Source organism: Paenibacillus sp. FSL H8-0104 (genome assembly GCF_038050215.1).
In the GTDB taxonomy this organism is placed as follows: domain Bacteria; phylum Bacillota; class Bacilli; order Paenibacillales; family Paenibacillaceae; genus Paenibacillus; species Paenibacillus amylolyticus.
The window spans coordinates 6362172-6387532 of record NZ_JBBOTC010000001.1; the positions used below are offsets into that span (position 1 = coordinate 6362172).

Annotated in this window: 20 protein-coding genes; 9 read left to right on the forward strand and 11 right to left on the reverse strand. The window is 48.0% G+C overall.

Translation table 11 applies throughout. From position 1 onward, the window contains the following. The first annotated feature begins 3 nt into the window (after positions 1 to 3). The 3 genes from NST38_RS28020 to NST38_RS28030 all read left to right on the forward strand — a co-directional run bounded on the left by NST38_RS28020 (position 4) and on the right by NST38_RS28030 (position 4563). Complete coding sequence (locus NST38_RS28020) at positions 4 to 2229, forward strand: methyl-accepting chemotaxis protein (RefSeq protein ID WP_341344231.1); 2226 nt, start codon at positions 4 to 6, stop codon at positions 2227 to 2229. Positions 2230 to 2348: 119 nt separating this feature from the next. Next, entirely contained in the window at positions 2349 to 3350 is a 1002-nt protein-coding gene (gene moaA, locus NST38_RS28025) for a GTP 3',8-cyclase MoaA (protein WP_076253648.1), read from the forward strand. Positions 3351 to 3726: 376 nt separating this feature from the next. Further along, on the forward strand, positions 3727 to 4563 hold the full coding sequence (locus tag NST38_RS28030) for a methyl-accepting chemotaxis protein (protein ID WP_076253649.1): 837 nt from the start codon (positions 3727 to 3729) through the stop codon (positions 4561 to 4563). 213 nt (positions 4564 to 4776) lie between these two features. Here the strand turns inward: NST38_RS28030 and NST38_RS28035 are convergent, their stop codons facing one another. After that, the gene (locus NST38_RS28035; protein WP_076253650.1) at positions 4777 to 5385 is read right to left on the reverse strand and encodes a LysE/ArgO family amino acid transporter; all 609 of its coding nucleotides are present in this window, start codon (positions 5383 to 5385) and stop codon (positions 4777 to 4779) included. 135 nt (positions 5386 to 5520) lie between these two features. On the opposite strand from NST38_RS28035, the gene NST38_RS28040 reads away from it, so the two are divergent. Next, complete coding sequence (locus NST38_RS28040) at positions 5521 to 7014, forward strand: aminotransferase-like domain-containing protein (protein WP_076253729.1); 1494 nt, start codon at positions 5521 to 5523, stop codon at positions 7012 to 7014. A gap of 156 nt (positions 7015 to 7170) precedes the next feature. Here NST38_RS28040 and NST38_RS28045 read toward each other — a convergent pair whose 3' ends face one another. The 6 genes from NST38_RS28045 to NST38_RS28070 all read right to left on the reverse strand — a co-directional run bounded on the left by NST38_RS28045 (position 7171) and on the right by NST38_RS28070 (position 15733). Continuing rightward, positions 7171 to 7998 (reverse strand): carbohydrate ABC transporter permease, encoded by an 828-nt coding sequence (locus NST38_RS28045; protein WP_047840740.1) that lies wholly within the window; start codon positions 7996 to 7998, stop codon positions 7171 to 7173. Next, positions 7995 to 8879, reverse strand: a complete 885-nt coding sequence (locus NST38_RS28050) for a carbohydrate ABC transporter permease (RefSeq protein ID WP_017691891.1) — start codon at positions 8877 to 8879, stop codon at positions 7995 to 7997. Before NST38_RS28050 ends, NST38_RS28045 begins: the two co-directional genes overlap by 4 nt. 179 nt (positions 8880 to 9058) lie before the next feature. Continuing rightward, positions 9059 to 10339 carry an ABC transporter substrate-binding protein gene (locus NST38_RS28055; RefSeq protein WP_047840742.1) on the reverse strand — a complete coding sequence of 427 codons (1281 nt, stop codon included), beginning with the start codon at positions 10337 to 10339 and terminating at the stop codon, positions 9059 to 9061. 138 nt (positions 10340 to 10477) lie between these two features. Further along, the gene (locus NST38_RS28060; protein WP_256720169.1) at positions 10478 to 11596 is read right to left on the reverse strand and encodes a response regulator; all 1119 of its coding nucleotides are present in this window, start codon (positions 11594 to 11596) and stop codon (positions 10478 to 10480) included. Continuing rightward, complete coding sequence (locus NST38_RS28065) at positions 11593 to 13383, reverse strand: sensor histidine kinase (RefSeq protein ID WP_076253651.1); 1791 nt, start codon at positions 13381 to 13383, stop codon at positions 11593 to 11595. Before NST38_RS28065 ends, NST38_RS28060 begins: the two co-directional genes overlap by 4 nt. 346 nt (positions 13384 to 13729) lie before the next feature. Continuing rightward, complete coding sequence (locus NST38_RS28070) at positions 13730 to 15733, reverse strand: beta-galactosidase (RefSeq protein ID WP_341344232.1); 2004 nt, start codon at positions 15731 to 15733, stop codon at positions 13730 to 13732. A gap of 248 nt (positions 15734 to 15981) precedes the next feature. Here NST38_RS28070 and NST38_RS28075 point away from each other — a divergent pair, with 248 nt between their 5' ends. Further along, entirely contained in the window at positions 15982 to 16953 is a 972-nt protein-coding gene (locus tag NST38_RS28075) for a helix-turn-helix domain-containing protein (RefSeq protein ID WP_076253653.1), read from the forward strand. Here the strand turns inward: NST38_RS28075 and mobA are convergent. Continuing rightward, entirely contained in the window at positions 16923 to 17552 is a 630-nt protein-coding gene (gene mobA, locus NST38_RS28080) for a molybdenum cofactor guanylyltransferase (RefSeq protein ID WP_076253654.1), read from the reverse strand. The two genes, NST38_RS28075 and mobA, sit on opposite strands and share 31 nt — an antisense overlap. A gap of 163 nt (positions 17553 to 17715) precedes the next feature. Here mobA and NST38_RS28085 point away from each other — a divergent pair, with 163 nt between their 5' ends. Beyond that, entirely contained in the window at positions 17716 to 18909 is a 1194-nt protein-coding gene (locus tag NST38_RS28085; RefSeq protein WP_047840746.1) for an MFS transporter, read from the forward strand. A gap of 701 nt (positions 18910 to 19610) precedes the next feature. Here NST38_RS28085 and NST38_RS28090 read toward each other — a convergent pair. Next, a complete protein-coding gene (locus NST38_RS28090) occupies positions 19611 to 21344 on the reverse strand; it encodes a glutamine--tRNA ligase/YqeY domain fusion protein (RefSeq protein ID WP_076253655.1) in 1734 nt (577 codons plus the stop codon). Between the two features lie 280 nt (positions 21345 to 21624). Here NST38_RS28090 and NST38_RS28095 point away from each other — a divergent pair, with 280 nt between their 5' ends. Both NST38_RS28095 and NST38_RS28100 read left to right on the forward strand, forming a co-directional pair. Then, complete coding sequence (locus NST38_RS28095; RefSeq protein WP_244988428.1) at positions 21625 to 21867, forward strand: DUF2164 domain-containing protein; 243 nt, start codon at positions 21625 to 21627, stop codon at positions 21865 to 21867. Between the two features lie 48 nt (positions 21868 to 21915). Beyond that, on the forward strand, positions 21916 to 22464 hold the full coding sequence (locus tag NST38_RS28100; RefSeq protein ID WP_036612698.1) for a GNAT family N-acetyltransferase: 549 nt from the start codon (positions 21916 to 21918) through the stop codon (positions 22462 to 22464). Between the two features lie 113 nt (positions 22465 to 22577). Here the strand turns inward: NST38_RS28100 and NST38_RS28105 are convergent, their stop codons facing one another. Both NST38_RS28105 and NST38_RS28110 read right to left on the reverse strand, forming a co-directional pair. Continuing rightward, the gene (locus tag NST38_RS28105) at positions 22578 to 23366 is read right to left on the reverse strand and encodes an SDR family oxidoreductase (protein WP_076253657.1); all 789 of its coding nucleotides are present in this window, start codon (positions 23364 to 23366) and stop codon (positions 22578 to 22580) included. Between the two features lie 27 nt (positions 23367 to 23393). Next, a complete protein-coding gene (locus NST38_RS28110) occupies positions 23394 to 23894 on the reverse strand; it encodes a GNAT family N-acetyltransferase (RefSeq protein WP_076253658.1) in 501 nt (166 codons plus the stop codon). 265 nt (positions 23895 to 24159) lie between these two features. Between NST38_RS28110 and NST38_RS28115 the strand changes: the two genes are divergently transcribed. After that, positions 24160 to 25359, forward strand: a complete 1200-nt coding sequence (locus tag NST38_RS28115; RefSeq protein WP_076253659.1) for a methyltransferase domain-containing protein — start codon at positions 24160 to 24162, stop codon at positions 25357 to 25359. Positions 25360 to 25361 lie beyond the last annotated feature (2 nt).

Here is a 25361-nt window from a genome sequence, read left to right on the forward strand (position 1 = left end):
GTCATGATGTTTGATTGGCTGGGATGGAGAAAAGGATTGCCGCTGTGGCGATCGTATCGGTTGAACGCACATATGAAGGAAGATGTGGAACAGATTTTTGAGGGGATTGCCGAGACGAGACGGCAGCTTATGATGGACTGGGCAGATGAACAATGGAATCACCTGGATCGTTTGCTTCAACAGATACAGTCGGTCCGATTACAAGATGTATTACAAGGTTCACAGCAACGAAGCAAACTAGATACATGGTTTCAATCCAGTTATATTCGAGCCATAGACAGTACGGAGCTATTCATGCTGAACGAACAGAATCAGGTAGTATTCTCTACATATAAGAAACATATTGGACAGATCTATGAGGATTACGAAGCTTTAATTGGACCAGGATTGAAATACTCCAGAGCAGATCGTCATGGTAAAAAATGCTTGTATGGTCCATATTCTGATCCACTGACGTTGGATATTGGTCCACGCTCGTCCGCTTTTCACGATGATGTCACCTTGCTGTTTATCTCCCCAATCTTGCAGGAAGGTCGATATGTCGGTTCATTATGCAGCCGTGTACCCGGGGATGTACTCGGTGACCTGATCCAACGAGAATCAGGTCATATCTATCCCGATTCCGGTGACAATTACCTCTTTATGGCTGAGTCGATATTACGGCCCCATCTGCAACCCGGCACCGCCTTGTCCCGAAGCCGCTTCGAGGATCGTACTTTTACACATGGGGAAAATCTCAAAGATGGTGTCACCACCGAATGGGGTATCGTTTCCGTCAAGGAGCATACCGAACTGGAACTCATGTTCACTGATCCGTCGACCGGAGAACTACACCCCGGAGTAGCAAACACCATTCAGAATGGTTCCAATCTGTTTGTAGCTTTTCCTGGCTACTCGGATTACCGCCATATTTCTGTGATCGGCAAAGGCATCACCTTCCAGCTGCCACACTGTCCTGATCGCTGGGGCATGATGTGTGAAGGGGATCTGGAGGAAGTGTATCGGATACGAAGCATCGGCTGGCGCCAGTTCAAGCAACACAGTCTCTTCACGCTTTTGTCAGGCGTTGCAGGAGCCGCCCTTGTCTATGCCTTCACTGGTAGTGGATGGGGCGCGGCAGCGATGGCAGCATTTAATGTGTTATTTGGATTCTTCACTGCATTACAGCTGCATCGCAGCCAATATCAACGAGTTCATGAAGACTTGCGTCGCATCAGCCGATTTATTCGAATTAACGCCGAAGGCAGGGGTGATCTGACCCAGCGCCTGAACACGTCTGCTTTTGCCCAAGATGAATCGGGTGAACTGGCGAAGTGGATCAACAACATGATTGACTCTCTGGAAGGCATTATGCTGAAGGTACAACTTGCCACGGTAGACGTTATGGATAATCAGTATCAGATGCGAACTTCAACAGAGACAACCCAAGGTACAACTGAGCGTGTGAATTACAAGCTTGGTTCGATGATTCAGGCCATTCGTACCCAACTGGAAGATCTTGACCAGGCCAAGATTGCTGCTGATCACATGCGCATAACGCTGCAACAACTTGAGACCTCTGCTACCGAACAGATCAGCGTGGCTCAGCAGGAAGTGGAACGAATCGGCGATAAAATGACCCAAATCTCAGGAGCGGTATCCGATACTAACCGTACCATCCTTTCCTTCATGGATACCATGAAAGAGATTTACCGTGCACTGGCTGTCATTGATGAAATTTCAGCTCAGACCAATCTGCTGGCTCTGAATGCTACAATTGAAGCCGCACGCGTGGGCGAACATGGCCAAGGGTTCTCGGTCGTAGCAGGGGAAATCCGCAAGCTAGCCGAGTTATCCCGCTCTTCCACTGAAAATATTCATCAGATTCTGGACCGAATCTCAACGGCAGCAGGAGCGGCATCTCAATTAATCACAGAGGGTGATCAGGTACTGGCTGAAGGAACAACACTGGTTCAGGCCGCTTCGCAACTTTTGCAAAATGCTACCGCTGAAGAACCTGAGCGCATACAAGTCGTGGATCAAGTGGTCATGCTGATGGAGAATATTGCTGCAATCAGCCATCAGAATCGGGCGACATCTGCTGAGGTAGAAGCAGAGATGATGGAGCTGATCCGTGATATGTTGCAGGTTCAGCATTCTTCGCATAATGTGGAAGCCATTACGGTCTTTCTGCAACAACTCGTGGGACAATTCCATCTGAATCACCCCGCCAAAAATGCTGTCATCTGACGTCATCGTTGACGCGGATTGGAGAAATAGCTAAAATTTGATGCAACTGTTCCTTTTGAAATTGTCGTATCATTTATAATAGAAGATTTCCAATCTGAACCGATGAAAGGGTGGTCTGCATGGAACTGCTTCAGGATTCATTTGGCCGGATACATGACTACATCCGTATTTCTGTTACGGACCGCTGTAATTTACGCTGTGTGTATTGCATGCCCGCAGAGGGTATGGAGTTTGCTCCACATGATGAGATTATGAGCTACGAAGAGATTGCACAGGTGCTGAAAGTGCTTGCTCCGATGGGCATGCGTAAAGTTCGGCTCACGGGGGGCGAACCGCTGGTACGGAAGGATCTGCACAAGCTCGTCAGCATGATCTCGGCAATTGACGGGATTGACGATATTGCCCTGACTACCAACGCTCTTCTGCTGGACAAACAAGCTCAGGCGTTGAAAGATGCTGGGTTGAACCGGATTAACATCAGTCTGGATTCCCTGCGCGCTGATCGCTTCTCCATGATTACCCGCGGCGGAGATGTGAACAAGGTACTGAAAGGCATTGAAGCTGCAACAGCTGCTGGCCTTGCTCCGATCAAGCTGAATGTTGTGCTGATGAAGGGTATCAACGATGATGAAATCAAGGATTTTATTGCAATGACGATTGATCAACCTCTTCATGTGCGTTTTATTGAATATATGCCGATTGGACAGGCTTCGGATTCATGGCGCAAATCTTATTTGCCGCTGGAAGCCGTGACAGATGTATGTGCTGAAGCAGGCTGGACGGTAGAAAATACAAAAGGCCCTGCGGGCAATGGCCCATCACGTAATATGAAAATTGCGGGCTCCGAAGGCACATTTGGATTGATTCATCCCGTAAGCGATCACTTCTGTGACAATTGCAACCGACTTCGGTTGACCGCTGATGGACATATCAAAGCTTGCCTCTACTGGTCAGATGAGTATAATGTTCGCCGCTTCGTGGATGATCCGAATGCCATGGCGGCACTTTTCCTCAAAGCGCTGGGTACGAAACCGAAGAATCATGAGATGGCTCTGGCTTTGGAACAAAAAATGCAATCGCACACGCCGACGGTACGCCGCATGTCCCAGATTGGCGGATAACAACAGTACGCAATATAACTCAACCGCGTATTCCTGCATATCGATATATATCTTTACCGTCAGGATGACCTCTTCACACAACGGATGAGGTAACGCTGGCGCGGTGACCCCTGACGTGAATCAGCATTCATAACGTGAAGTGGAGCGTGTCATAAGGCATAGGTGGATAGCCAAAGCAGACAAGAACATGATGTTCTTGTCTGCTTTTTCGTTATATTTTCATAAATTTCTGAAAATCATCAATTCCCCTGTTTCATTTGTTGAAAATTTAATTAATATACGTTATGCCCTTATCAGGCCTTCAAGATCAACCTCATTCTGACGATGTATACAATACATCTAGATGATACACATACATTATAGGAGCTGAACCTTATTGAACATCGTTGAAGCACTCGTTGCAGCAAGTCCATATTTTAAAATTATGCTGAAAGAACACGATATCATGATTGCGGTAACCGACACGGAGAAGTTCTGGTATTATGTTCCCAGCAACGAACTCGATCTGGGCATCAAGGCTGGAGACCCCGTTTCCCTCGATGACCCTACACTACGCCGGGCACTTATACATGGGGAAACTTCAGCGAACCGTATTGATGCGAAATTCTATGGCACATCAATCAACTCGGCGGCCACCCCACTTCGGGATGAACAAGGAAATATCGTGGGCACACTTGCCATTGGTTTCTCTCTTCAGAACGAGGAAAAACTGGAGTACTTCACTGAATTGATCGGCGGTATCAGCGGAAAATTAACAGATATGGTGCAGACGGTAGCCGCCCAATCCGAGCAATTGACGGCATCTTCCACGCAAATTTTGGATAATACCCGCATGGCTGTGCAGAACTCAAGCGAAGTGAACAAAGTCGCCGCATTCATCCGTGAAATCTCAGAACAGACCAATCTGCTCGGCCTGAATGCAGCCATCGAAGCGGCCCGAGCAGGTGAAGCAGGCGCCGGATTTAGCGTCGTTGCATCTGAAGTGCGTAAACTTTCTACAGGTACCAAAGAAGCTACGGTGAATATCGAACGTTCCTTGAAAGATGTTCAGCATTCCATTCAGCAGATGGAGCAGGAGATCACATCCATCTCACAGTCTAGCAACCAACAAGCGGTGCTGGTAACCGAGTTCAGCGAGGTCATTGATCAGTTGAACAGTGTAAGCCGTGATCTGAAAGTGTTTATTGAATCCATGTTGCTGAAGGCGGAATAGATCCGATTACGATGAACTTAACTCAAATGACTAACCATATATAAGAGACGCAATACCGATGCATTATCGAGCACTACATATTCCTACTCAATAACTAATTCAACAGGCTATGCTGATTACCAAATTCAGCATCCACATTGAACTCTCCGTGCGATTAACGTCACGGGGAGTTTTTTTATTTTAACAAGTTGTGCCAGCCACATCACGGTCCTTCTATGAATAGATGAGCTTCCACAGCATCATACACGCAAGCCCAACCATGACTACAGCGGACAACCGATTAAACACCAGACTGATGCGTCCAGTTCGATCCGTTCTGCCAATCACCCTGCCTGCGCCTGCAAGTCCCAAGAACCATATCCACGATACAGCCGCGGCTGTTAGGGCAAAATAAATGCGCTCCACCCCTTCATACTGAAGTGAACTGGTGCCAATCACGGCAACCGTATCCAGCAGAGCATGAGGATTGAGTAAAGATACCGATGCGGCGAACGCAATTTGTCGCCCCGCTGACATTACCGTCCCCGAACCTTCCACAGATTCGGACGACCTCCAGATACTCCATGCCATATATAGCAGAAACAAGCTTCCTACTGCATACAACACATTCGCTAGCAATGGCCATTGCAACAAAATGAGCGACACCCCTCCAACGGCTGCCCCGATCAGCAGCGTATCACTGACCCCTGCCGTTATTACAGCAGGCAGGGCATGTATATAACGCCTCTGGCTCATGCCTTGGTTAAAAATAAATACATTCTGCACACCCAGTGGCAAGATCAGGCCAAACGCCAGAACCACTGCGTGAATAACAACCTCCATCGCGCTTCCCCCTTATCTCTGTATTCCATAGTAGGGCAGATGATGGCCGACGTAACCAACCACTTGGATGGCATCAGACCCAACCAAATGATATATTGTTTGTTACAAAGAAAACCGGAGGTGATTCTGCCAGTTATGGAACGTTCTGATTCTCGGCTAAACATGGGGTGGAAGCCGAACCCTTCTCTCGACTTGCCCTTGTATCGCCAGATTGAAGCCTATGTTCGGCAGAAAATCACAACGGGCGAATGGTCAGCAGGATATCGTCTCCCCTCACAGCGAATATGGGCTGAGTCCATGGGGGTAAACCGCAGTACATTGGTCACTGCCCTTGATAATCTGGCTGCCACTGGTCTGATTGAAGGCAGACATGGCGGGGGAACCTATATTTCCGGCTCCGGTTGGCATGGTATGGCTCACGAAGCGATGCCCAACTGGAATGAAGCCATTGAGGAGGGCTGGTATTATCCCAACCTGCCCGAGATCCAGCAGATTAATCAGGCTGAATTCCGACCTGGCATCATACGTCTTGGTACAGGGGAGCTTTCCCCGGAACTGATGCCTCAGGATGCTTTTAACGACATTCTGCACTCCCTGTCCCATCGTTCTCGTACACTCAACTATCTGGAACCTCAAGGAAGCCTGGAGCTTCGTGAGGCTTTATCCGTCCATTTGCAGACTACCGGCATTCAGGCCTCTCCAGATTCCATACTAATCGTGTCGGGCTCTCTTCAGGCGCTGCACTTGATTTCGGTCGGACTGCTCCCTCGCGGATCAGCGGTTCTCCTGGAAAAACCGTCGTATCTCTATTCGATTCACGCCTTTCAATCGGCAGGGTTGAAAATGAGTGGCATCCCTATGGATGACGAAGGATTGCATATTGCACGTCTGGAGGATGCTGCGCAGCATGTCAAAGATCAAGACCACATCTCGCTTCTCTATACGATCCCGAGCTTCCATAATCCCACCGGCTCTGTGATGAGTGATCACCGCCGGGAAGAACTCATGACCACCGCTCGAACAATAGGCATCTCCATACTGGAGGATGCCGCCTACAGTGATCTGTGGTTGGATAAACCTCCTCCGTCATCGCTGAAGGCGCGTGACCAGGAAGGACGGGTGCTGCATATGGGTACTCTGTCAAAGGCAGTCAGTCCTGGACTGCGCCTCGGATGGATGGTTGGGCCAGAGCCGGTCATTCGCCGTCTCGCAGATATCAAGATGCAGACCGATTACGGCACCAGTTCACTCGCCCAAGAAGCTGCTGCCCTATGGTTCGCCGAAGGACATCACTCTGGACATATGGAACGCCTTCGCCCTGAACTACGCAGACGCAGAGATATCATGCTGGAGTTGCTTCAACGTCACTTCCATGGGATTGCGGATTGGGAAATACCCGCTGGTGGATTTTACATCTGGCTGCAATTCACCGTATCCCCTCTCTCTATCCGCCAATTGTTCCATACCTGTCTGGAGCAAAACGTACTTATACACCCGGGTTATCTGTATGACCGGTTAGATGCGAGTCACATTCGGCTCTCTTACGCGTATGCTTCACCTGATGAGATGGAACATGGGTTAAAATGCCTCGCAGAAGCTGTCCACAGGCTCATGGATTCTGGCTCCTAACTTCGAATGTTGGTTCCTGATTTCACAACCAAAAAACAGCCTTGACCTGAAAGGACCATGTCCTTCAGATCAAGGCTATTTGCGTACGTTTCGAAAGTTTGGCCAAATACCAGAGCGGACAAATACCAGCTGTGTTTTGGGATACTTTCGAATGTTTTACCCTTTTACCGCACCCTCCGCAATACCCTCCATGATGAACTTTTGGAAGAACGCGTATATCAGAATAACCGGAATCGCAGTCAGTACTAAGGATGACAGAATCAACGGCCATTCCTTGTTGTATTCCCCAAACAGCATGTTCGTGGACAGAATCAGCGTATAACGATTCACATCGGTCAACATGAGTAGTGGCAACAAGAAGTCATTCCAGATCCACAGGAAGTCCAGAATCGCGATGGTGACTGTGATCGGCAGCAAGAGTGGGAAGATAATCTGGAAGAATGTCTGGAACTCATTACATCCGTCCATCTGAGCTGATTCTTCCAATTCACGCGGAATGGACTTCACAAACCCGTGATAGAGGAAGATTGCCATGTTCACGCCAAGTCCGATATAGATCAGGGCCAATCCGTACGTGCTTCCCTGTACACCCATGCCTTTGGCTACCCGTGTCAGCGGAATCATGATCGAGTGGAACGGTACCAGCATGGACGCAACAAACAGGAAGAAGATCAGGTTGCTCAAACGGCCTGAGGTACGTGACAGCTTGTATCCCGCAAGTGAGGCACAGAAGACGATACCACCGATCCCCAGAAAGGATACAATTGCCGAGTTCATGGAACTGCCCAACAGATTGATTTTGTTAAACGCGTCCGAATAATTCTCCCAGTGCAACGTTGTTGGCAGCGCGAGAAAAGATTGGAACATCTCACCCTGTGTTTTGAAAGAGTTCACAACCGCCATGTAGATCGGCAGCATGGCGACGAGAGAGCCCAGAATCAGCAGCAGTCGAATCAGATAACTGTTCAGTCGTTGCATCCTCATGCTTCCACCTCTTTCTTCTTCATGACGGTGATCTGGATGAGTGTAAAGATGAGTACGATGATGAACAGCACAACCGATTTGGCACTCGCATAGCCGTATCTGAAGTTGTTGGAGAATGCTTCTTCATAGATGTTCATCGTGATCACCTGCGTGGCCCGACCCGGTCCGCCACCAGTCAGTCCATATACCACTTCGAACACTTTGAATGCTCCGTTCAGCGTCAGGAAGAAACAGATGGTCACGGCATGAGTAATCATTGGCAACACCACATTGCGCAGTACCTGGAATGCGTTGGCCCCATCAATAACAGCCGCTTCTTTGAGACTTTTCGGCACACCCTGGAGAGCAGCCAGATAGATGATCATCATATACCCTACACCGTTCCAGAGCGATACGATCAGAATGGAGTAAAATGAAAACTTCGGATCACCCAACCATTGCTGGTCGAGGAACGAAAAAGCCAGTTTCTCTGCGAGCTGTGGCAGCACCTGAGAGAAGATGAAGGTCCACATGAAAGCACTGATGATTGTACTGATCATGTTAGGCATGAAGAACAGCGTCCGGAAAAGCCCTTTGCTGCGCGTTCGTGACTCAATCAACACAGCGAGCAGCAAGGCAATTCCATTTTGCAGAATCAGCATAAATATTACATATTTCATCGTGAACCACAGAGAGTTCAGAAAGTCTGGATCTTCTTTGAACAATTCCACAAAGTTACCCAGACCGATAAAGCTGTAATCCCGATTGAGTCCGTTCCAATCCGTCAGACTATAGAACATGCCACTAAACGTGGGATACAGCAGGAAAATCGCATAGATGACAAAGGCAGGCGCAGTGAACGCGAGCAGTGACAGATACTTCTTGAACACATTCGTAGCCATTGGTTCTCCCCCTTTTCACTCGAAGCGGATGATTGTAAACGAGGGAACGAAGAACGTTCTGCCTGCCGTATCATCTGCTTGGAGACTGTGACGAAACAAAGTACCGCTAATTTGTTGACAAAACTCTCAGACCGTTGAGATTTGCCAACAAAAGCGGATACTCCATTCCTCACAGCTCCTTACTTGTTGACTTTGTTGTAGGATTTCCACGCCTTGTCGAGCGCATCGATAACCTGCTGTTGATTTAATTGCCCAGAGTAGTAGCCTTGCAACGCTTTGCCTGACTCGTCTTTCACCGCTTGAGGGAGGGATGGGTCCTCATAAGCTTTACCTTCACTCACATATTTCTGGGCATCGTCTACCCATGGGAAGCTCTTGAAGTCATGGATCTTGGCAATCGGATTGAACTTGAGTGCTTCGAAGAATGCACTTGAATCCTTGTCATCGAGAATGTAGTTCACGAAATCGAGTGCCACTTCTTTGTTTTTGCTAGATGACGATACTGCCAGTGAAGTGGAGGTGCTCAGATTGATTTTGGTATCATCCGGATTGTCATTGATCGGCATTGGTGCTACACCAAAGTTCAAGTCCGGGTTGGACTTCAGAATGGTTTCGGCAAACCATGGTCCCTGAATCCACATCGCTGCGCTTCCAGATGCGAAGGCTGCTGAACCATCATCTCCGCCCACTTCCAGCGCTTTGTCCGTTCCATTGGCATTGACGAGATCGAAGATATCGAACAATGCTTTCATATCGGAGAAGGAGCCCTGATCCTGATTCATCTTCTCCACGAAGTCTTTGTGCTCCGACTGAGTTAATGCACCCACGGTAAGTGGCAGGAATAATTGCGGAATCCAGGCTTCTTTGTAGGACAGTTCAAACGGTGTAATGTTGGCTGCTTTGAGTTTCTCCACGACCGCTTTCATTTCCGTTAACGTCGTTGGCACTTCCAGCCCTTGCTCTTCAAAAATATCTTTATTGTACAGATAGCCCCATGATACTGTTTCCAATGGAATAGCTACGATTTTACCCTCCGCATCCGTTATGGAAGGTTTAACCGAATCCAGCAGCTTATCGACAAAAGGTTGGCCCGACAGGTCTTCCAGATAACCAGCTTTGCTGAATGGTGGAATCTCATTGACTGCATGCAGGGCGAACACATCCGGTGCATCATTGGAGGCGAGGCGAGTCTTCAGAATCTGAGGTGCATTGTCCGCAGGCGGCATCTCCAGTTGCACGTTCACTTCAATGTTTTTCTCTGCTTTCTCCTTGGCTTTGAACTGTTCTATATATTTATCGTAATGTTCTTTCAGCCGAGGTTGTGCAACGAATACTTTGAGTGATACCGTGCTGCCTGATGCGGATTCCTCCTGCCCATTGTCCGTTCCTGCATTGGAACCGCAACCTGCGAGCAGAACACTGACCAGTACCGCACTTGCTACGCTTTTCCATACTTTCATCTCTTATGACCTCCCGGTGTGTAACTGGTTTGTCTTTCATAGGCTCATTATATATCAGAAAATGAAAGCGCTTCATTGGACAAAATTAGAGTTGTGTATTGGATTATTTTAAACCTTAATCCTGCCGCAAATGCTCTCTCAAACGTCTAATTCCGTACTACTGCCTGATTTACCTGCTATACGAGCCTGTCCCTTCCGCATCTCCCCTGGAGAAACTCCGAAATGCTTCTTGAAAACACGATAGAAGTAGGACACATCTTCATAACCCGCCATCTCGGCAATATGCTTGAACGGAATCTGTTCATCCATCACCCATTCTTTCGCTCTCGTCATACGTAATTGGACAACATAGTCGGTCACATTCACCTCATACTCTTTCTTGAATACCTTGCTGAGATATTCCTTACTGACAAAAAAGATCTGGGCGAGCTGCTCCAGGGTAATCATCTCCATACAGTGCTGCTCCATGTATTGCTTCACCTCATTCAGGTTCAGCTTATTCTTGAACTTACGCTGCGCAATCAGCTGCTCCAAAGCTTGATAGTACGGAGTCGAAATCCATGCGATCGTGGATTCAATGGAAGCCAGCGCAGCCGCAGGAGGTAGCGCCGTTGCTTCGGGCCGCTCGTACAAGCCATTGGAGACGCACAACTCATCCAGCAAAGCCTGTAATTCATGAGCCACCCGCCCAAGCTGCCGAGGTCTGTTAATCTCGCATCGTTCCAGCTTCTGCTGTAATTGCTGGAACCACTCACGCAGACTCTGACCGTTCAGGTCATTAAACCGCAGGCGGGCCTGCTGCTGAAACAGGGAGAACTCACCTGCGAACGAAGATGGGTACGATTCCCACGATTCAGGTGCTGATTCAACCTTTTCCAACTCCCTTGCACATTTAGCAAGTACACCATTCAGTTCATCCGGATTCACCGGTTTGAGCAGATAATCTGCAGCCCGATGGCGGAGCGCATGTTTTGCATAATTGAAGTCATCATATCCGCTCACCACGATCACCTTGATCTGTGGGTACTGTCCGCTCATTGTCTGTAACAGTTCCACACCGTCTGTACCGGGCATGCGCATGTCCGTAATGATAATGTGAGGCTGATGCTGCTTGACCAGTTGAATGGCCTGCTCGCCATCCTCTGCCTCACCTGCAACGGTCATGCCAAGTTCATTCCAATCTCCTAGGTTGCGCAAAATATCCCGGTTCCACGGTTCATCGTCCACCAACAGCACTCTGTACAGTTCCTTGTTCACAAGGCTTCGCCTCCTGTATTGCAGGGGATTCGTACCGTAACGCTTGTCCCCTGTCCGTATTCACTTTCTATGCTCATCCCATATTCAGGTCCAAAATGCATTACCATTCGTGAGGCCGCATTGACCAGTCCAATACTTGTACCTGAACTCCACACCCGATCAGCCTGCCGGGTAAGCCGCTCCAGTCTGGACTGCATCTCCGTTAGTTTCTCAGCATCCATACCCACGCCGTTATCACAAATTCGAATGGTTACATCTGTAGGTTCACAGACGACCTTAATACCCAGCTTCCACTCGCCCTGTTTCTTCTCCAGACCATGCAAAAATGCATTCTCCACAATGGGTTGCAAAGACAACTTGGGGATATAACACGCCCGAAGTTCTCCGGTGATTTCCAGTGTATATTCAAGCCTGCCGGCAAAACGCTGCTTCTGAATCAGCATATAATGCTCCAGCTGGTCCAGTTCAGCCTGTAGAGGGACAAGTCCATCCGGCGCTCGCACAATATAACGAAACATCTCGCTCAAGGCTCGAATGACTTTGTAACTGTCTGCCGGTTTTTGCGAGTAGACCATGCCGCCAATCATCTGCAACGTATTTTGCAGGAAATGCGGATGGATCTGGGATTGCAGTGCTTTGAGCTCGGCCGTCTGCTTCTCCAGATTCATCAGGTAGTTGTCGCGAATATGTTCCCGAATACGACTAGCCATGCCGTGCAGATTTTTCTCCAGCAGACCAATCTCATCTACCCGGCCACTTCGCACCACTTCCCTGTCCTTGATCAGTTGAATACCCTTCATAGAATTTGCCAGTCTGACAATGGGCTTTGATGTGCGCCAGGCCACCAGCGCAGCTAGTCCCACAGATATGACAGTGGCCAGGCCACCCACAACCAATCCGTATTTCATCGTTTCCAAGGCACTTTCGTTAACAACATGGGCAGGTACAATCTTGATCACACGCAGTCCTGACGGCTCGATGGAGTGAAAGAATACATATTCTTTGGCTGTACGGATAAACCCCGAACTTTCTTTTGTGCCTGCCAATTTCTCCAGTGCTTCCGCTGAAGGCTGAATCTCTTGGTTTGGCTGATAGACCGGACTGCCCGTGCTGTCAGCAATGTATACCGCATAGTCACCCCGGCTATCCAGCAGCTCCAGGGTCTGGTTGAACTCAGCCCACTTGACCTCCAGACTGATGGCGCCAATCTGTGCCTGATCCTCGAAGCGGTTCATGCTGCGGGTCATGTGAAACTTTTGCGGATCGTCCGGATCATTGATAATCGTAAAATCTTTATGTTGTGCAAAAAGCTCATGATATCCTTCCGGTATTTCCGATACCGCTTTGATGCGAGAATCCATCGAGTTGAAGGTGAACAAGGTGTCCAATTCCTTCAGGTACAGTTCAACGCCAAATACATAATTGCCAGCAGAATAGTATACACTGTTCAGCATATTGAACATGGCCTTCTGTTCATCGAATCGGCTGGCCGCCGGCGCTTCCTCGTTCAACGCCAGATATTGATGCAATTCGTCACTGATCTGAATCGAATAGATAATGTTGTTCATGCGCGCGAACTGTTCACCCAGATAGATGGAGGCCCAGTTCATATTGGCTCGGTTGGTCTCCATAATCTCCTCTTCCATGGAAGAGCGGGTATTCTCAGCAGCCATAGCGGTCATGGCAATGACGGGCAGAACGGCCAGCAGCGTCATGGTAAGAATCAATTTATTGCGAATGCTACGTTTGAAAGGATCTATCAGCTTCCGATAACATTCGGTAAACACAGCGCATCCACTCCTGAGCTAAAATAGACAAACGCCCCAGCATGGAAGCTGAGGGCGCTTTGGTCTTTATATTCGTTTGGAAATGTTAAAATATCACGTTATACAATAGAATGAATGGTTACACGAGATCACTACGTGGTCAGAACAACCCTCTGATCGCTGTTATCACCGGATTTTTTTGATTCCCTTTTCTAAGGGGAAAATCCAGTGATAAAGGCGAGGTGTATGCTTCCGATGCAGCTTTCTTTCAGAAAGCTTTTAGCTCCGCTTCCTCAGGTTATTTCTGCCTCTCCGTTAACGTGCACATGTTAAATTCAACTTATATACCTATATTTATTATTTCCTATTATTGTTCAATAATTAGTATGCCCCATGGCTCCAATTCGATCTTCTCTCCCGCAGCAATCGGGGTTCCTGCCAGAAGTTCAGTCCCTTCTCCATAAGCATTCACGAAGGATGTTGCCTCATCTGCATAATTGAAATAGTAGCGAATCGTGTTCCCCTGATCGTTCACACCTGTCTTCACAATGATAGGAAAAGCCAGCTCCTGATCCGCTCCCCATACGCCCGCTTCCTTCATGACACGTTCCAACAACTTACGGATCACCGCAGAACTGGTATAACAGCCGACATAGGTTGCTTTGCCTTCTCCATAGGCATTCTGGGTAATTGCCGCATATTCACCCCAATGTGGATGATCATACCAAGCGAGTACTTCAGCCGTTGTTGGTGTAATCAGTTCCATCCAGGTGTGAATCTGGTTCTGCTCCTCACCAACCTCGAATGGATCATTGCGCAGCGAAACATGTTTTGGCTCTACAAAAAGGTTATAACTGATCCCGCAGGCCTCACTAATCAGGCCGGGCTGGCGGGTAGAGCGTACCTTGATATGCTCATTTGCAAATCCGCTTTTGAACGAGTAGACGATATGTCCGCCATCCTCTACGAATTGATTTAATTTTTCCAGCAATGCATCCGAAGCAGCATACAGAGCAGGTACAACGAGCACATCATACTCCGTATAACTCTCAACCGATGGGTCGATGAGGTCACAGCCAATGTTCATTTTATACAATTCATCGTACATCCAGCGCACCACGTCATTGTAGTTCTTGTCACTGGTGAAGTTAAACCCAAACCATTTGATTGATGTCAGTGCCTCATTGCTGAACAGCACAGCCACCCGATTCGTTTTCTTCAGATTCACGAGCTTTGGACTCAGCCTTGCAAAATCCCTGCCAATGGTCTTCGCTTCGTTGTACACCGGATTCGGTTCAAAGTCATGACTGAGCAATCCTTTCCAGTACGTCTCAAACGAATTGTGCAACGAATGCCAGTGCCAGTAGGCAACCATATTCGCTCCTGATGCCAGATGACTGAATGCCTGCAAGCGCAGCTGCCCCGGATAGGGAACCCAATGCCAGAAAGCCTGCGCTTCGGTCTCCAGTACCAGATAATTCGATTGTTTGGTCGAACGCGCCACATCCCCGCCGAATGAAATTTCAATGCCCGTCAGATCATCTTGGGAAGGATGGTAGATGTCCACACTGGTGATGTCAAAAGGTTTCGATGCGGCAAAATGGTCCACATCCCCTTGAATGCCGTAGGAATATCCACGCCAATCGAAGTCAAAGTTCTGGGTAACAAACTGTCCTTCCTGTTTGTATTCATTCACGATCCCCACTTGCCAAGCCAAAAAATTGGTTACCAGCAGACGCTGGAACTTGGCAAACTCAGCGCCCAGACTGCCGTTAATCGTTCCTACAACAGACGGAAAGTCCTCCCAGCTATTGATCCGATTGCTCCAGTAATCAAGGCCAAATTCCTTGTTGAGTTCATCCAGAGAACTGAACTTGTTACGCATGTATTTCACGAATTGCAGTTGTACATTATCTCCAGCCGTATTGTAATGCTTCGTCTCGTTATCTGTCTGATAACCGATTACCGCTGGATGTGTGCTTACCCGAGAGATCAGCTTGCGGATGATCCGCTCGGCATAGAATAGATAGGTTGGATGTGTAATGTCCATGATCTGTCTTGCGCCATATTTGCCAGGTCCCTGTGAGGTTGTAGCCAGAACGTCCGGATGTTCCTTGACCATCCACGTTGGAACAGCATACGTTGGTGTGCCAACGATAACCTGAATCCCTGCCTCATGCATGGCATCCAACACGCGGTCTACGGAAGAGAAGTCAAATACACCATTCTGCGGTTCATGGGTACTCCAGGTTGATTCTGCAATGCGGACCACGTTGATCCCTGCATCCTTCATCATCTGAATGTCCTTGTCCAATCTTTCGTAGGGCATATATTCATCATAATAAGCTACGCCATATAATAATTTGTCCATGATTTAATCTCCTTTTTAGGTGGAAAATATAATGATCTTGACGTGTGCAAGAGTTGACATATTCCAATCCATAATGGTAGCGTTTACATTAATGTCGGTTAAAGAACTTGGATTGTTCAGCAACCACTTCAAACGCTGATGTGTTAAGTGGATTAACCATGCTCACGTTAAACTGATTATAATGAAGTATACTACGGGTGCCGATTGTATAAGGCAAGTTGTTTTTACCCTTTTCCGAGGTGAATGTTATGGATATCCGATCACAGCTCCGAGAAATGCCACATCATACGCTGGCCCACTGGCTGCCTATTATCGACTGTAACATCAAATTCTATGGTGCGCACAGCCAACAAGTACCCTATGGATGGGCGATGCCGGAAGAATCACATCCGGGCTTTGAGATTATGTTGATCATCGAAGGTACGCAGGAGAGTGTGATTCATGGTTATACCTATACCGTGGAGGAAGGTTCCATTCTTCTCATTCCTCCCGGGTTCAAACATACAAATCAATGTGTATCCACGGAAGGCATGACTTATTTTAGCGCTCACTTTAATGTGGATGATCCGGTCTTCACCCTGAAGCTGATGTCACAGCACAGCCGAATCTACGCAGCAGGTACGGCTGATAATGGGAAAATACGCGTTGTGCTGGAGAGTTGGATGGGGATGATTAACGTATCTGAAGCCTACACGTCCACTGACAAAATGATCATGCAGGCACGCATGTTTGAACTGTTCGCCCTGTTGTCCCAAGCCGCTGACAATGAACCGGAGTCCACCCCTTCCGTTGCTGCTTCACATGCACCAGCTCCAACAGCCATGCATTATGCGGGAGCTATAGCAGAGGCAATCAAGCAGGCATTCCATGCCCAGCTTCGAACCAAGGAAAGCAGCGTATCCACGGTCAAAGTAGAGCAGATTATATCCTCGTTTGGCATCAGCCCGGGATATGGTCTACAGGTCTTTCGCAAGGTGTACGGACGATCGCCCAGGGCTTACCTGTCCAGCTTGAAGTTGCAGGAGGCCAAAGTGCTGATCGAACAACCAGAGCTGTCGCTCGGGGAAATTGCGTGGAAGCTAGGTTACACCCATCTGTCCCATTTCAGCAGACAATTCAAACGTTGGACAGGCCAAAGCCCGCTTCAATATCGCAATCATCATGCAGATGCATCAGGTAATCCTGTATCCTACAGATCGGAATCGAGTCCAGAATCTTGATTACGGATACGTTCGTACTCTTCCGGCGTGTTCATATTACTCATTTGCATCGCTACTTGATGAACGCCCGCTCTTTCAAGCTCTTCCGCTTCGACATAACAGCAACCGATCTCTTCAAGCCATCGCATGACTCGAAGATGATCCTGTATCAGACGCTGCTCCAGATCAGGGAGCACTCGTATGTGGTAAGCCCCTGCAAGAGGGTGGACATGTCCATCCACGCGTGGAACGATAGCAGAATAAGAGTCATGCGACTCGGCCAGCTTTTTTATCCCATCAAAAAAAGACGTTTGCAGGAGCGGCATATCGCAGGCGCAGACTAGATTCCATTCCGTACCGGAAGCCTCCAGTGCCGCGTGAAGACCGGCGAGTGGCCCCTTCCCCGGATAGTGATCCTGAACGCATTCGTAGCCCATTGTACTGTAGGTTGTCACATTGGGTCCGGCAGCCACGATGATACGGGATACAGCGGGTCTCATGGCATTTGTGACATGTTGCAGTATAACGGAACCGTTCAGTTCCAGCATGGCCTTGTTGGTCCCCATGCGACTGGATAAACCTCCTGCCAATATGATGCCTGTCCATTCACGCGTGTTCATGTTGTTATCCTCCCTCCTGGTAACGATATGTGTTTGACTACATCAATTTCAAAACGTTCGCTATGCATTGAATCCCCTTTCAACAAATGATACATTGAACAATATGCATTTGAAAGGAATGGCTTAATTGGACAGACCTGCACCTTCAAGAGGCAATCCCTCATTGGTTTCTCTGAAACTATATAACTTTTTCATATATGGAGCCATCTCGATCTTTGCCGGATTCCTGCAGTTGTATCTGCAAGAGATTGGTATGACCAAACTGGAGATTGGCAGTCTCATGGCGATTGGACCCTTTGTATCCTTGTTTGCCAACCCGTTCTGGGGTTTCTGGAGCGATAAATCTCGCAACATTCGTATCATTCTAATGATTATGATGGGAGGCACATTTGTGCTCGCCCAGGGTGTATTCTATGCGCCCACTTATACATGGATCTATGTAGCCATGATTTTCTTTTATTTTTTTCAAAGTCCATTATTTGCTCAAACTAATAGCCTGATTCTCGGATATATCGATGGGACAAACCAAAAATTTGGATCATTCCGGCTCTGGGGTTCACTCGGTTGGGCACTGACTGCCGTCGCAGCCGGACCGCTCATTGACCGTTTTGGCATCGGCAGTGTATCCATTATATTTGCGTGCATGATTGCCACCGCCTTTGTATTATCCGTATTTCTGCCTAGACAGCCAATCGCTTCGGATACACCCGTGGTTACTTTTCGGCGGTTTGGCAAAGTCATGTTCAATCCGTATTTTATGGCATTTATCGGCCTGGGTGTACTCGTATCGGTGCCTAATGCCATGAATAGTACGTTTATGTCGCTATACATAGTAGAGATGGGTGGCGATAAACAGATGGTCGGCTGGGCCATCTTCACCTCATCCATTCTCGAAGTCGGCGTATTCCTGCTGCTTGACCGCTTGCTCAAACGCAAAATGAGCATGCTCTTGGCATCTCTCATTCTGATCAGTGTGCTGTTTGCACTTCGCTGGCAGCTCATGGCACTGGCTAACAACCCACTGGAGATTGTATTCATTCAGTTGATGCACTCCATTACGTTTGGTGGATACTTCTATGTAGGCACACAGCTGACCATGCTGTTTATCCCAAGACCTTATCGTTCCTCCGGACAAGCGGTGTATACGATGGCCTGGGGCGGTCTCTCCGGCGTCATTGCCGGTCTGTTCGGCGGCTGGTTGTTCCAAAGCTTCGGTGCAGAAATCATGTATAGCATTGGCGTATTCTTCTCGCTCATCGGCGCTGTCGGATTTAGCATCATGTGGTTATCGAATCGACGTAACGGCTATCAGCCAGTTGTATTAACGGAGATGGGTAATATGGATGAGGACCGATAATCTTTTGTTAGAAAAAGTTGAAGGATTTCCACTGGAGCACTACGAGGACAGAAGAATCTTTCGATCGCTGTTATCCACGGATTTTTTTGATTCCCTTTTCAAAGGGTAAAATCCGGGGATAAAGGCGACCGCTCCGCTTCTCCAGCTTTCTTCTGTCCTCTCCGTTATGGTGTAAATAAAACGTTCAAACATTCAGACAAAAGATTAATCATAGGTGCAGTAAAGAGGAAGGCGTCTAAGGTTTGTTGCTCCTAACGAACCTTAGACGCCTTATTTGCAGCAATTTCACGAAATTCTAAAGCTAAGGAATCTCAGCCACGTTATTTCGCGTAAAAGACGCTGAAAACCCCAAAAAGACAGGCCGAACGAGGAAATAAGGTGTCTACGATTCATTACGTTGCTGGAATGTCCAAATACACTTAAATAACGTGTCTTCGGTTCGTTAGATTCTTGCCTCATACGCACATCTATGGCCTTAGCTCATTATCATGTTCATGTTCATGTTCATGTTCATGTTCATGTTCATGTTCATGTTCATGAGAAATTGTATTACTACGTCTAAAACTGGACCTGGCTAGACCCAGAAAAACAAAAAGGGCATCCTTCGCCATGATCATGACGAAAGATGCCCTCCCTTTAACTTATAACTTGGCTGCTTACCAGCACTCTGATGAACAAGCCATAAATTTCATCCAGCGGCCTTATGCCTTCGGCAGTTGGAACGAGCTTTTCAGGGATACGACCCGGTTAAATACCGGACGTCCTGGCTCGGAATGTTTCGGATCTACACTAAAGTAACCGTGACGGAAGAATTGGAATTTATCCTGAGCATTCGCTTCTTTCATCTCTTGTTCCACATACCCATTAACAATCTCAAGGGAGTTCGGGTTCAATTGATCCAGGAACGTTTTCTCCGGTTGCTCTTCCACAACCTCAGTTTCAGCCCCAGCTACTGCTACTTCGACCTCTGCTTCTGGTGCTTCATCCAGGATCAACGGCTCATACAGACGGAATTCAGCAGGTACCGCTTGAGTCGCTTCTACCCAGTGGATTGTTCCTTTGACTTTACGGCCAGTGAAGCCACTGCCGCTCTTCGTCTCTACATCATAGGTACAATGAATCTCGGTCACATTGCCTGCTGCATCTTTGATCACATCGTTACATTTAATGAAGTATGCATGTTTCAGACGAACTTCGTTGCCAGGGAACAAACGGAAATATTTGTTCGGCGGATTTTCCATGAAATCGTCTTGTTCGATATAAATCTCACGGGAGAACGGAATTTGGCGATTACCCATCTCTGGGTTCTCCACATTGTTCTCTGCTTCAAGCCATTCCACTTGTCCTTCAGGATAGTTGGTGATGACCACTTTGAGTGGGTGCAGAACAGCCATCGTGCGTGGAGCTTTCAGTTTCAAGTCTTCACGTACAAAGTGCTCCAGCGTTTGCAGATCGATAACTCCATAGTTTTTGGAAATGCCTGTCTCATATACAAAATCACGAATAGCTTCCGGTGTATAACCCCGGCGGCGCAGACCCGAAATCGTTGGCATGCGCGGATCATCCCATCCATCCACATGACCTTCGTCCACAAGCAGTTTCAGCTTCCGCTTACTTGTCACCATCTGGGACAGGTTCAGACGACCAAATTCATATTGATGCGGTTGGTTCTCCATCTCACACTCGGCAATAACCCAATCGTAGAATGGACGTTGATCCTCAAACTCCAGGGAACAGAGAGAGTGCGTCACACCTTCAATCGCATCTTCAAGCGGGTGAGCAAAGGCGTACATTGGATAGATACACCATTTGTCGCCCGTGTTATGATGATGTGCATGAGAAATCCGGTAAATAACCGGATCGCGCAGATTGATATTCGGTGCAGACATATCAATCTTGGCACGCAGCACTTTCTCTCCGTTCTTGAATTCACCTGCACGCATACGTGTGAACAGGTCGAGATTCTCTTCCACCGAACGATCACGGTACGGGCTGTTCTTACCCGGCTCCGTCAGCGTTCCGCGCATTTCACGGATTTCGTCGGCGCTTTGGTCGTCGATGTAGGCTTTACCTTTTTTAATCAACAAGACAGCACGGTTGTACATCTCGTCAAAATAATCCGAGGCAAAACGTTTCTCATTCCACTCGTATCCGAGCCATTTCACGTCTTCCTGAATCGATTGAACGTACTCTACATCTTCCTTGACCGGGTTTGTGTCATCAAAGCGCAGATTCGTTTTGCCGCCAAATTCGCCGCCCAGTGTAAAGTTAATCCAGATCGCCTTGGCATGGCCGATATGCAGATAACCGTTCGGTTCCGGAGGAAAACGGGTAATAACTTCCTGGACTTTCCCAGACCGGAGATCTTCGGTAATAATATTTTTGATAAAGTTAGGTGGGGTTGTACGATTGTCCACAGGTATCAAACCTTTCATGAATGGATTGGAGCCTTAGGGAATTGCAGCAATTCCGGCTATAATTCCTTAATAACGAAGTCATTTCCTGAAAAAATCTATTTTCTTGGAAAGTTTCGTACGCGTTTCATTTAAATATACCTTTAACGGGGGAGGAGTTCAATAAAGAACGGCACCAAAGTCAGGATAAGCCGTGCATAAATAGGCCCTAAACCATTTTGACGGGTTCGCTCGAATCATGTAGCATGATAGTAAAAACAAATTAAAGGGAGGGTTTCCCATTCCATCGAACTCGCTTAAACTGACCAAAGAACAGCAGGATGAAGCCATTCGCACCATCCAGTCGTATTTCGAAGAGGAACGTGGCGAAGAACTCGGCGATCTGGCCGCTTGGGGTGTCCTCGACCTGTTCATGACACAGCTCGCTCCCTACATATATAATCAGGCACTCCGTGACGCACGCACAACGGTCAATCAACGCATGGCCTCAATGGAAGAAGACCTGTTTGCACTGGAGCAAAAGTTGCCCAAGACCTCCCGTTAATCCACTACAAACCAAACCTATACTATACAAAGAAAGAAGGTTGCATTCATGTTTACCTATTCATTGGATGAATATACCGAACTCCGGCCACTGGCCATGGAACATACCAAACCGCTGTTTGAACTGACGGATCGCTCGCGGGATCAATTGAGACATTGGTTGCCGTGGGTGGATCATGTGACAGAAGTGGAACACACCTCGAACTTCATTACCAACGCGTTAAAACAAGGTGCCGAGAATGGCGGATTCACCGCCGGAGTATGGTCAAAAGGGGATCTAGCTGGCGTCATTGGATTCCACGAGATTAACTGGACCAACCGCTCGGTAAGCATCGGATATTGGCTTGGCAAAGGTTTTGAGGGTCAGGGCTTGATGACAAGCGCTTGTCGCGTTCTGGTTGATTATGCTCTGGTGACCCTGGACCTGAATCGCGTCGAGATTCGCTCGGCAACGAATAACAAACGGAGTCGTGCTATCCCTGAAAGACTCGGATTTGTTCTCGAGGGTGTCATTCGTCAGGCAGAGAAACTGCCTAAAGGTTACGTGAACCATGCGGTGTACGGCATGCTTCAGCATGAATGGGAACTCTTGCGCTAATTCGCCTACATAATAAATCGGAGTGATCTCTCCCAACATAATGAATCAAAACGAATACCCTCGATCTCCACGTAATGTGGTGACAGAGGGTATTTTATTGTATTCAATGACTTTTATAGTGCTCGGACCATACCACCATCCACGATCAATGAGGTTCCGGTAATGTACGTATTGGCTCCGGATAACAGGAATACAACCGCTTTGGCAAACTCCTCTGGTTGACCATAACGGCCCAGTGGAATCTCTTTACGGAATTGGTCAGATACCTCTTCCTCACTGATTCCATTCTGCTCAGCCCGTGCTGCATCCAGCTCACGTATACGGTCTGTTGCAATACGTCCTGGCGCCACCGTGTTGATCAAAATTCCGTATGGGGCCAGCTCTTGAGACAAGGTCTTCGCCAATCCAAACACGCCGGTACGGAACGTGTTGGACAGCACCAAACCCGGAATGGGTTGTTTCACTGAAGTTGAAGCGATATTGACAATGTGTCCTCCACTTTCTTTCATATAAGGAAGAGCACCGCGAATCAGCCTTACATAACTGAGTACATTTAATTCAAATGCACGTTCCCAATCCTCATCCGTCAGTGACTCAAATGAACCCGATGGCGGGCCACCCGAATTGTTCACCAGAATATCAATCTGTCCAAACATTTCTGCTGTCTTGTGAATCAGAGCCTCAATATCTTCCTTGCGTGTCACATCGGTTGCACAATATTCCACATGTCCGCCACCACCAAGCGCCAGAAGCTCCTGCTTCACTGCTGCGAGCTTTTCTTCGCTCCGGCTGGCAAGCATGACGTCAGCACCTTCTGCTGCCAATTGAGCGGCTACCGCTTTGCCCAGTCCTCGACTGGAAGCCAGCACCAATGCTTTTTTACCTTGAAGTCCCATATCCATCGTTGTTCCTCCTCCTCAGCTATGTTTCTATTTGGTCTGGATAAAATAACCCATAAGAATATCGTCCACATATTTGCCTCCGATATAAAACTCGGAAACCAACCTGCCTTCCGTCACAAATCCACACTGTGTATAAAACGTGATGGCTCCCGGATTGCTGGAAAGTACGCGCAGCCTGAGCTTGCGAACGCCTTGTTGGGCCGCATGCTGCTTAATGGCATCCATCAAAGCTGTGGCAACGCCACAACGCCGATCATGAGGATGAACCGCAATATGAATCTCGTAGACATGACGGTTGACGGGCATACCTGTGGCTGGATTAAAGCCCACATAACCACATACCCGCTCTCCCTGCACCGCAATCAATTGACTGCCTGGCGGGCAATGCTGCAGATATTGTTGTCTGGAACGCCATTGCATCGGTGCAGGAGAGGTGTATTTGTCCCATACCAGGGCATCCAACTCCATTAGCTGGGCTGCATCTTTAATCTCGGATGGACGAATCGTAAATGTATGGCTGGTAAGCATAATGATTCAACCTTTCGTGCTATAGTCGACAACGCTGTGCGTTACAACGTCGGGAAAGTTAAGAGAGTTAAGAACGTTGAGAAACTTAGGAATAGGAAGACATTGTTCGTTTACTCCACTATTTAAGTTTTTTGTTCTATATATTGTAGCATAGCCTCAGCTTTGACTAAAATTCCACTCGGTATTGAACCTTTTCGCAAAATGATAAACACTTAACCTTGCCGTAACGTCATGGTTTATACTGATTCGATAAGGAGGGGGATGCATGATGAACATCAAAGAGGCAGCAAGCAGGCTTGGTATATCGGCGAGAGCCATTCGTTTTTATGAGGAAAAAGGATTAATTCTCCCCGCCAAACAGTCCAGTAACGGGTATCGTACCTATACGGAGAATGATATCTGGCGGCTTCAGACCATTGCTGCGCTGCGTGAGATTGGCATGTCGCTACAGGATATTACACATGCGCTCGGAGAGATTGATCAAGGGAATCAGCAGCGGCTGGAAGAATATCTGGAGCTGCAACAGGCCGTCATGTATGCCCAGTGGATTGAGCTCAAACGTATGATGGATACAACCCAGCGCATGATTGACCTGAATCGTCAGGACGGCCCGTTGGATGTCAGCCATCTGCACGATCTCGCAGACAGTGCCCGTCGCCTGCGTGAAGCCCGGCAGAACTGGCATGATCGGTGGAATTATGACATGCAGGCAGACATCCATGATCAGCGAGTGCAGGCAGAAGGCAGAGTCAGTACTGAACACCCCAATTCAGAGGACAGGCATCATTCGGCCAACCCCTCGCCTATAAGCGATGAGAATGAAGTTTCACATCCAAACCATAATGCAGGTCATTCCACGCCGGGCGATTCCAATGATACGGTACAGTCTTCCTTTTATCTGTATCACAACTATGACGAAGCGCTCGAACAGACAGCTCAATGGATCTCTCCCGCCCTTGGTGAGAAAGGACTTGATATTGGTACAGGCACAGGTAATCTGGCTGGGAAACTGCTACAGCACGGCGCAGACATGACTGCAATCGACCAATCCCGGGAGATGCTGCGCAGATGTCGTACCAAATATCCTGAGATGCATGTGAAACTTGGTAATTTTATGGCGTTGCCTTTTACCGATCATTCCTTCGACTTTGTTGTATCCAGCTTTGCTTTCCATCATCTAAGTCCAGATCAGCAACTATTGGCTTTACAGGAGATGCAGCGGGTATTAACCTCGCGTGGACGTATCGGTCTAACGGATCTGATGTTTGTTGATGCGACTCACCGTGATTCCTATATTCGGCAGGCAGAAACCACAGGACACGAGGAACAGCTGCTAGCCTTACGCCAGCGTCACTTCCCTCTGCTGGATGAGCTATGCGGCTGGCTGGAGCAACAGGGCTACGTAACAAAACATGTGCGACATAATGAGCTGTTGTACACGTTGCTGGCGGTCCCGCTGCGCTAGTG

Excerpts from the sequence above, each read along its gene's own strand:
- NST38_RS28020 (WP_341344231.1), top strand. The coding sequence starts at position 4 with ATGATGTTTGATTGGCTGGGATGGAGAAAAGGATTGCCGCTGTGGCGA.
- moaA (WP_076253648.1), top strand. The coding sequence starts at position 2,349 with ATGGAACTGCTTCAGGATTCATTTGGCCGGATACATGACTACATCCGT.
- NST38_RS28035 (WP_076253650.1), bottom strand. The coding sequence starts at position 5,385 with ATGGAGGTTGTTATTCACGCAGTGGTTCTGGCGTTTGGCCTGATCTTG.
- NST38_RS28040 (WP_076253729.1), top strand. The coding sequence starts at position 5,521 with ATGGAACGTTCTGATTCTCGGCTAAACATGGGGTGGAAGCCGAACCCT.
- NST38_RS28045 (WP_047840740.1), bottom strand. The coding sequence starts at position 7,998 with ATGAGGATGCAACGACTGAACAGTTATCTGATTCGACTGCTGCTGATT.
- NST38_RS28050 (WP_017691891.1), bottom strand. The coding sequence starts at position 8,879 with ATGGCTACGAATGTGTTCAAGAAGTATCTGTCACTGCTCGCGTTCACT.
- NST38_RS28055 (WP_047840742.1), bottom strand. The coding sequence starts at position 10,339 with ATGAAAGTATGGAAAAGCGTAGCAAGTGCGGTACTGGTCAGTGTTCTG.
- NST38_RS28070 (WP_341344232.1), bottom strand. The coding sequence starts at position 15,733 with ATGGACAAATTATTATATGGCGTAGCTTATTATGATGAATATATGCCC.
- NST38_RS28075 (WP_076253653.1), top strand. The coding sequence starts at position 15,982 with ATGGATATCCGATCACAGCTCCGAGAAATGCCACATCATACGCTGGCC.
- mobA (WP_076253654.1), bottom strand. The coding sequence starts at position 17,552 with ATGAACACGCGTGAATGGACAGGCATCATATTGGCAGGAGGTTTATCC.
- NST38_RS28090 (WP_076253655.1), bottom strand. The coding sequence starts at position 21,344 with ATGAAAGGTTTGATACCTGTGGACAATCGTACAACCCCACCTAACTTT.
- NST38_RS28100 (WP_036612698.1), top strand. The coding sequence starts at position 21,916 with ATGTTTACCTATTCATTGGATGAATATACCGAACTCCGGCCACTGGCC.
- NST38_RS28105 (WP_076253657.1), bottom strand. The coding sequence starts at position 23,366 with ATGGATATGGGACTTCAAGGTAAAAAAGCATTGGTGCTGGCTTCCAGT.
- NST38_RS28110 (WP_076253658.1), bottom strand. The coding sequence starts at position 23,894 with ATGCTTACCAGCCATACATTTACGATTCGTCCATCCGAGATTAAAGAT.
- NST38_RS28115 (WP_076253659.1), top strand. The coding sequence starts at position 24,160 with ATGATGAACATCAAAGAGGCAGCAAGCAGGCTTGGTATATCGGCGAGA.